The 7,800-nt window shown below is 36.3% G+C and carries 5 protein-coding genes; 3 read left to right on the plus strand and 2 right to left on the minus strand.

Annotation, left to right across the window (positions count from 1 at the left end; translation table 11 throughout):
- Positions 1–198: 198 nt before the first annotated feature.
- The gene (locus B3J44_RS06200) at positions 199–1,161 is read right to left on the minus strand and encodes a polyphosphate kinase 2 family protein (protein ID WP_286966860.1); all 963 of its coding nucleotides are present in this window, start codon (positions 1,159–1,161) and stop codon (positions 199–201) included.
- Positions 1,162–1,418: 257 nt separating this feature from the next.
- Between B3J44_RS06200 and B3J44_RS06205 the strand changes: the two genes are divergently transcribed.
- From B3J44_RS06205 to B3J44_RS06215, 3 genes are read left to right on the plus strand one after another with little or no spacing between them, the layout of a single operon-like run.
- Entirely contained in the window at positions 1,419–2,564 is a 1,146-nt protein-coding gene (locus B3J44_RS06205; RefSeq protein ID WP_286966862.1) for an efflux RND transporter periplasmic adaptor subunit, read from the plus strand.
- 18 nt (positions 2,565–2,582) lie between these two features.
- Complete coding sequence (locus B3J44_RS06210; RefSeq protein ID WP_286966863.1) at positions 2,583–5,756, plus strand: efflux RND transporter permease subunit; 3,174 nt, start codon at positions 2,583–2,585, stop codon at positions 5,754–5,756.
- Positions 5,749–7,116, plus strand: a complete 1,368-nt coding sequence (locus B3J44_RS06215; RefSeq protein ID WP_286966865.1) for an efflux transporter outer membrane subunit — start codon at positions 5,749–5,751, stop codon at positions 7,114–7,116. Before B3J44_RS06210 ends, B3J44_RS06215 begins: the two co-directional genes overlap by 8 nt.
- Before the next feature lie 160 nt (positions 7,117–7,276).
- Here the strand turns inward: B3J44_RS06215 and B3J44_RS06220 are convergent, their stop codons facing one another.
- Positions 7,277–7,687: a BrxA/BrxB family bacilliredoxin gene (locus tag B3J44_RS06220; protein ID WP_286966867.1), complete on the minus strand. Its 411-nt coding sequence runs from the start codon at positions 7,685–7,687 to the stop codon at positions 7,277–7,279.
- Between the last annotated feature and the right edge of the window lie 113 nt (positions 7,688–7,800).

Consider the following 7,800-nt stretch of genomic DNA (forward strand, 5'->3'; position numbering starts at 1 on the left):
TTTATTTTGAGATTAAAAATGATTTTACCCTAATTATCTGATTTTTTTAACATCATTCAGCGCTTTATAGATTGATTTACAGGATGTATTTGATTGTTTTTTAATAAAATCTGCCGCTAGCAAAAGCTTAGAAATCATACTCAAAAAAGTTACGCTATTGATAATTTACAAGTACTTAATATTTATAGTGACAAAAGGTTACTCTTTCTCTTCTAACAATGCTTTCTTAACCTCATTGAGTTCTGCAATTTTCTCTGGACTTACTTTAGGATATTCCAGATCCATTTCGTCTAGAGCATGAATAATTGCGGAAGCAATCGCAATTCGAGCATAAGACTTGTCATCGGCAGGAATTACATACCAAGGCGATTTTTTGGTCGATGTGTTTTTAATTAATTCCTCATACGCATGCATATAATCATCCCAATAGCCTCGTTCTTTGGCATCGGCTGCACTAAATTTCCAGTTTTTATCCGGATTATCAACTCTTTCAATAAATCTTTTCTTTTGTTCTTCTTTAGAAAGATTTAGAAAAAACTTAATGACAACGGTTCCATTTCTACTCAGATATCTTTCAAAGTTTCGAATGTCTTCAAAACGATTATCCCAAATGTCTTTGGTAATCAATTTCTCAGGAAGTTTTTGTCCTCTCAATATTTGTTCATGAACACGAACCACCAATACTTCTTCATAGTAAGAACGATTAAAGATTCCAATTCTTCCTCTTTCTGGAAGGTGTTTTTGACAACGCCATAAATAATCATGATCTAATTCTTCTGAACTGGGTCCTTTAAAAGAAGAAACCTGACAACCCTGCGGATTTATTCCTGACATTACATGCTTTATAGCACCATCTTTTCCAGCTGCATCCATAGCTTGAAAAATAATAAGAACAGACCATTTATCTTGCGCATACAAAATATCCTGCATGGCAGCTAGAGCCTTAACTCCCATTTTTAATGTTTTTCGAACAGAGATATCGTCGTTTTCTATAGAATAAGAAGTCGGTTTACCTTTTAATGTGAAGTTCTTATCATCTCCAACACAATATTGCTCAGAAAATTTTTTTGCCCGATGTAATAATTCCTTTTTAGTTAATTTTTTTAAATCATTATCATCTCTCTCCTCTTTTTTGTGTTTTTTCTTGTTGTTTTTTGACATGATTACAAAAGTTTTGAATTATTATTACTTGTCTACAGAATAAATTATTCTTACAAAAAATGCATTTTATCGGCATTAAATAGCACTTCATCTCATTTACCACTACAACCTGATAGACAGATACATAAAGTTTTAACTAAAATTAACAAAATTCAGACAATATATATCCATCTATCTAAAAAAACGCTAACTTAGCTATGCATTTTACTGGTTTTTAGTTAGTTGTGCTTAATGAATTTTATCTAAAGAATTTAACAATGAACAAAATCTACTCCTCCGCAATTTTACTAAGTCTATTGATGTTTTCTTGCAAAAAAGAAACACCGCCAAGCCCCAAACCATTAGAAATTTCAGTCACAACGGTTTTACAGCAAGATGTAAAATTAGAATCTGAATATACGGGGCAGACTTTTGGTCAATCTGATATACAAATTAACCCGCGAGTTGATGGTATAATTGAAAGCATGAACTTCAAAGAAGGAAGTTTTGTTAAGAAAGGACAGGTTCTTTATACAATTGACCCTTTGCCTTATAGAGCGAAACTTAACGAAGCTCAAGGAGTTGCCGCCGAATCGCAGGCACGATTATCTAAAACCAAATCAGATTTGGATATGATTACTCCATTAGCAAAAATGAATGCTGTGAGCCAGCGAGAATTGGTTTCGGCAAAAGCGGCGTATAATGCTTCATTAGCACAGATTAAAGCATCTGACGCTTCGGTTCAAAATGCTAAAATCGAATTGGGTTACTGTCAAATTTTAGCACCAATTTCAGGATTAATTGGTTTGTCAAAAGTAAGAGTAGGCGATTATGTACAGCCTGGGCCTTTGTCAGTTCTAAATACAATTTCTGATCTTGGCGATGTGAGAGTTCGATTTACAATAAGCGAACAGGAATTTTTGCGTCTTTTTAGAGAATTCAACAAACCAAATTCTTCTTTAAAAGGCTCTGGAGCAAGTGTTACCATAAAACTATCTGACGGTTCGACTTATCCGCATACAGGAAAAGTAAGTTTTGCCGATAGACAAATTGATCCTTCTACAGGAGCCATCACTTTTGAAGCCGCTTTTCCTAATCCAGATAAATTACTGCGTCCTGGCCAATATGTAAAAATTGCTTTGCTTACTGATATTCGCAAAGAAGCAATCGTAATTCCGCAACGCGCAGTTATCGAAGTTCAAGGAATTTATCAAGTCTATGTTGTAGGTAATGACAATAAAGTGCAAATGCAAATTGTAAAACCAGGCCCTACCATTAAGAACGGTTATATTATTGAAGATGGATTAAAGCCTGGCGACAAGATAGCCATGGGAGGTACTTCTTTATTGAAGAATGGAAGTGTCATTACCCCAAAAATCGTTCAATGGCAATTGGGCGATCCAGAAACTGTAGCTGCAAAGTAATCTAAATCACATACTATTATGGGAGAATTTTTCGTCCGAAGACCAATTGTTGCCATTGTTATTAGTATTATTATTGTGATACTTGGATTACTGGCATTACAAAAAACACCTATTTCGCAATATCCGGATATTAATCCGCCAGTTGTAAAAATTACCACTTCTTTTACTGGAGCAAATGCGCTGAATGTTGAACAAGCAGTTGCAACTCCAATTGAGCAAAAGGTAAACGGTGTTGAAAACATGTTGTACATGAAATCGATCAATACTTCTGATGGTGCTTGTACTATCGAGGTAACTTTCGACGTAGGAACAAATCTGGACAACGCTAATATGCTTACGCAAAACAGACAAAACCAGTCTGCTCCTTTTATGCCTTCGAGTGTAAAACAACAAGGAGTCGTGGTAAAAAAATCGCTTTCGTTTCCAATGATGCTTTTTACAATTACATCTACCAATCCAAAATATGATGCTAAATTTTTAAATAACTACGCAAGTATCAATGTTGTTGACCAACTGGCTCGTATCAAAGGTGTTGGAGAGGTTGCTCTTTTTGGAGGTAGTGATTACTCAATGCGTATTTGGCTAAAAGCTGACATGATGAGTAAACTTGGCGTAACGGTTGAAGATGTAAAAAATGCGCTAAACGCACAAAACATGATCAGTCCAGGAGGAAAATTTGGAGCTGAACCAGCACCTCCTAATACTGAATTCACATATGGTGTAACACTTCAAGACCGCTTGGTAACCGAAAAAGAATTTGGAAACATCGTAGTTCGAAGCAAAGAAGATGGAGCACAGGTTTTACTTGCCGATATTGCCCGAATCGAATTAGGTACAGAAAATTATAGTTCAACAGCTAGAAGAAATAGTTCTCCAAGTGCCGTTATTGCTATGTACCAAATGCCAGGAAGTAATGCTCTCGATGTGGCAGAAACTGCAAAAGCCACCATGAAACAATTGTCTGAAAGATTTCCGCAAGACATCGAATACCAAGAATCTTTAGATACAACACTTGCTATTACTGCAGGGGTTGATGATATTGTTCACACTCTTTTTGAAGCTATTATATTGGTTATTATAGTAGTATTTATATTCCTTCAAAACTGGCGCGCTACTTTAATTCCGTTAATTACAGTTCCCGTTTCGCTTATTGGTACCATTGCCGTTTTCCCAATGTTAGGATTTTCGATCAATACCCTTTCGCTTTTAGGATTAGTACTCGCAATTGGTATCGTGGTCGATGATGCGATTGTGGTTGTAGAAGCTGTAATACATCATATCGAGCATGGAAAAACCCCTAAAGAGGCCACAGTTCAAGCAATGAAAGAGGTTTCGGGACCAGTAATAGCGATTGCATTAATTCTATGCGCCGTTTTTATTCCAGTAGCTATGACTCCAGGAATTACGGGACGTTTTTATCAGCAATTTGCCATAACCATTGCCGTCTCGGTCGCCTTTTCTGCGTTTAGCGCCTTGTCTTTAAGTCCCGCGCTTTGTGCCATGCTATTAAAACCTACAAAACCTATTGATCAGCAAAAAGGATGGCTTGCTAAATTCTTTACTTGGTTTAATAAGGTTTTCGAAAATGTTACTGGAAAATATATTGGTGGAGCAACATTTTTTGCCAAAAAAGCAATGCGTATTGTTGTTTTACTAGCTGTTATTCTTGTTTCGATTGTGCTTTTAGGTAAAAAGATTCCAGTAGGATTCATTCCTGAGGAAGACCAAGGATATGTTTTAGTAAATATTGCTTTGCCTCCTGCATCATCATTACAGCGTACTGATGAAATATCGAAAAAAGTAGATAGTTTCCTTAAGGAAGAAAAATCTATTTTATCCTATACCACGATAAACGGATTTAGTATGCTTACAAACTCTTATCAGCCAAATAACGCTTTTATTTTTATTTCCCTAAAACCTTGGGAAGACAGAGCAGAAACGGCTAAACAGTTTGTAGACCGATTCAATAAAAAACTAGCTACTCAAATTACAACTGCGACTTGCTTTTCATTTGGTCCACCCGCAATTCAGGGTCTTGGTGCTTCAGCCGGATTTAGTTTGATGTTGCAAGACCGAGGAGGAAATACACCGCAATATTTAGCAGAACAAACACAAAAATTTATTGCCGCCGCACAGCAGCGTCCTGAAATTAAACGAATTTACACCACTTTTAATGCTGGTACACCGCAAATTAAATTGGATATCGACAATGATAAAGCCATGAAATTAGGAATACAAGTTTCTAAAGTTACCGAAGCGCTCGGTGCCTTTTTGGGAGGAAGTTATGTGAATGATTTTAACCGATTTGGTCGTCAATATAAAGTTTATGTACAGGGAGAAGCTGTTAATCGTGTAAAACCAGAAGACCTAAACCTGATTTATGTAAAAAATAATAAAGGAGATATGCTTCCGGTTTCGACATTGGTTACGGCGACAAAAGTATCTGGTCCCGATTTTACGAATCGTTTAAACTTATTTAGATCTGCAGAAATTGGAGGAAGTCCGAATGATGGTTATAGTAGCTCGCAGGCTCTGACCGCACTAGAAGAAGTCGCCAAACAAACCTTACCTGCAGACATGAGTTTCGATTACATCAACTTATCGTATCAGGAAAAGCATTCGCCAGGTGGATCTTCTGTATTTATTATGGCATTGGTTTTTGTATTCTTAATCCTTGCCGCACAATACGAAAGCTGGAAGCTGCCATTTAGTGTACTTCTTGGAGCTCCTTTTGCAGTATTTGGAGCCTTTTTAGGACTTCTTTTGGCAAGATTTGGAAGTGATGCTTATGTCAACAACGTTTTTGCCCAAATCGGACTCGTTTTACTTATCGGATTAGTGGCAAAAAACGCTATTCTTATTGTTGAATTTGCCAAAGAAGAATACGAAAGAGGGAAACCGCTTTACGAATCGGCAATGTATGCGGCAAGACTTCGTTTTCGCCCGATTCTGATGACTGCTTTTGCCTTTATTCTTGGAGTTGTGCCGTTATTAACCGCTACAGGTGCAGGTTCTCAAGCTCGTATTGTAATGGGAATGGCCGTATTTAGCGGAATGTTAATCGCTACAGTTCTCGGTGTATTAATTGTACCAGGTCTATTTGTTATGATTGAAAGAATTGGACATAAGAAAGAGGAAACAATCGTAGAAGAAGAAAACAATGTAGAATCAAATACTACAGACCATGAGTAAGAAATATAAAATAATCGTTATTGTATTGGTTGTTTCCTTACTTCCGGTGGGATGTATGGTCGGACCAAAGTATAAAAAACCTGAGCAGTTACAATCAGATTCTTATAAAAACGAAAGAAATTTAGACAGTCTCGCTTCGGTAACCAATTTAAAATGGTTTGATTTGTTTAATGATGATGTTTTAAAAGGTCTTATACAAAAAGGTCTTGAGAATAATTACGATTTAAAAATTGCAGTTTCAAGAATTGAACAGTTTCGTGCTGAATTAGGTTATTCCAAAGCCGATTTATTTCCGGCTTTTCAATATGGAGCTACTATAAACAGCAATAAGAAATACATTACTCCATCGACCGCTGGTGCAAGTATGTCTTGGGAACTAGATTTCTGGGGAAAATTTCGCCATGAAAACAATGCTGTCAAAAATGAACTTCTAGCTACAGAAGAAGCTCGTAAAGTAATATTGTCTGATATCGTTGCCAATATTGCAATAGCGTACTTTCAGATGCGAAATTTTGATGATCAGCTGGAAATAACCAAGCATACTCTTGAAACAAGACAAAAATATTATGAAATCATAAGTGAAAGATTTACGAAAGGTTACATCTCTGAAGTTGATAAAGTACAGATTGAACAGCAGGTGGCCATTGCCGAAGCAGCAATTCCTAACATTGAAAGACAAATAACCTATCAAGAAAATGCGATTGCGTTGCTTACAGGTCAGCTACCTACCGAAATTCCGAGAGGAAAAAGCAATACCGAATTACAGATAGTCAGCAAAATTCCGTTATCAATTCCGTCTGCTTTATTAGAAAACAGACCCGATGTAAAAGCGGCCGAATTAAGATATGCAGCAGCAAACGAAAGAATTGGCGTAGCACAAGCAATGCGTTTTCCATCAATAAATTTAGCAGCAATCGCAGGATTTGCCAGTGCCGATTTGAGTAATCTATTTTTAGGAAGCTCATATATGCAAAATGCTTCTGGCGGAATTGCAGGACCAATATTTGCATTCGGAAAAAACAAAAGAAGAGTTGAAATAAACAGACAACAAGCAGAACAGTTCAAATTTCTTTATCAACAAACCTATATTGGTGCTGTTTCTGAAGTAGAACAATCTATACAAAACGTTAGAACTTATCAAGAAGAATGGAAAGCCCGCAATAGACAAGTGCAAGCGGCTTTAATAAACTTTAAACTATCTCACGAAAGATATGACAGCGGTTACGTTTCTTACTTAGAAGTTTTAGATGTAGAAACCAACCTTTTTAATGCACAGTTAAGTTTAGCACAATTATCTGAAAGACAATTAAGTTCAATGGTTGAATTGTACAAAGCACTTGGCGGGGGATGGAATCTCTAAGATTATGAGATTCTAAGTTGCTAAGGTTCTAAGTTTTTTGAACCGAAACGCATAAAAAACAAAAAGCACTATTTTCATAGTGCTTTTTGTTTTTTAAATCATTGTCACTTCAATCCTAAACTTAGTATCTCAGAATCTTAGCAACTTAGTATCTTTAGAATTAACAAAACTCGTTAAACGCGTCTTGTAAATTCTCAGCAATTAATTCAGCTGGACGTCCTTCAATGTGGTGACGCTCTAACATGTGAACCAATTCTCCGTTTTTAAACAAAGCCATAGATGGCGAAGATGGAGGAAAAGGAAACATATGTTGTCTTGCAGCATCAACAGCTTCTTTGTCAACGCCTGCAAAAACAGTAATTAAATGATCTGGTTTTTTAGCGTTATCCAAACTCATTTTTGCTCCTGGACGTGCATTTCTTGCAGCGCATCCGCAAACAGAGTTTACAACTACTAAAGTGGTACCTTCAGCTTTGATAGCATTCTCAACAGCTTCAGCACTATGTAAGTCTTGAAAACCAGCAGTTGTTAATTCAGCTTCCATTGGTTTTACCATTTCTAGTGGATACATATTCTTTTGTTTTAAATTGTACTTTTTGAACTGCAAAGTTACAAAGTTTACTCGCAACTAGTTAATTTGAAGTATAAAGTTTTGTTATAGTTCAATTGATTTACTCGAAAGTT

This window comes from Flavobacterium sp. UBA4854 (genome assembly GCF_002399805.1).
In the GTDB taxonomy this organism is placed as follows: Bacteria; Bacteroidota; Bacteroidia; order Flavobacteriales; family Flavobacteriaceae; genus Flavobacterium; species Flavobacterium ginsengisoli.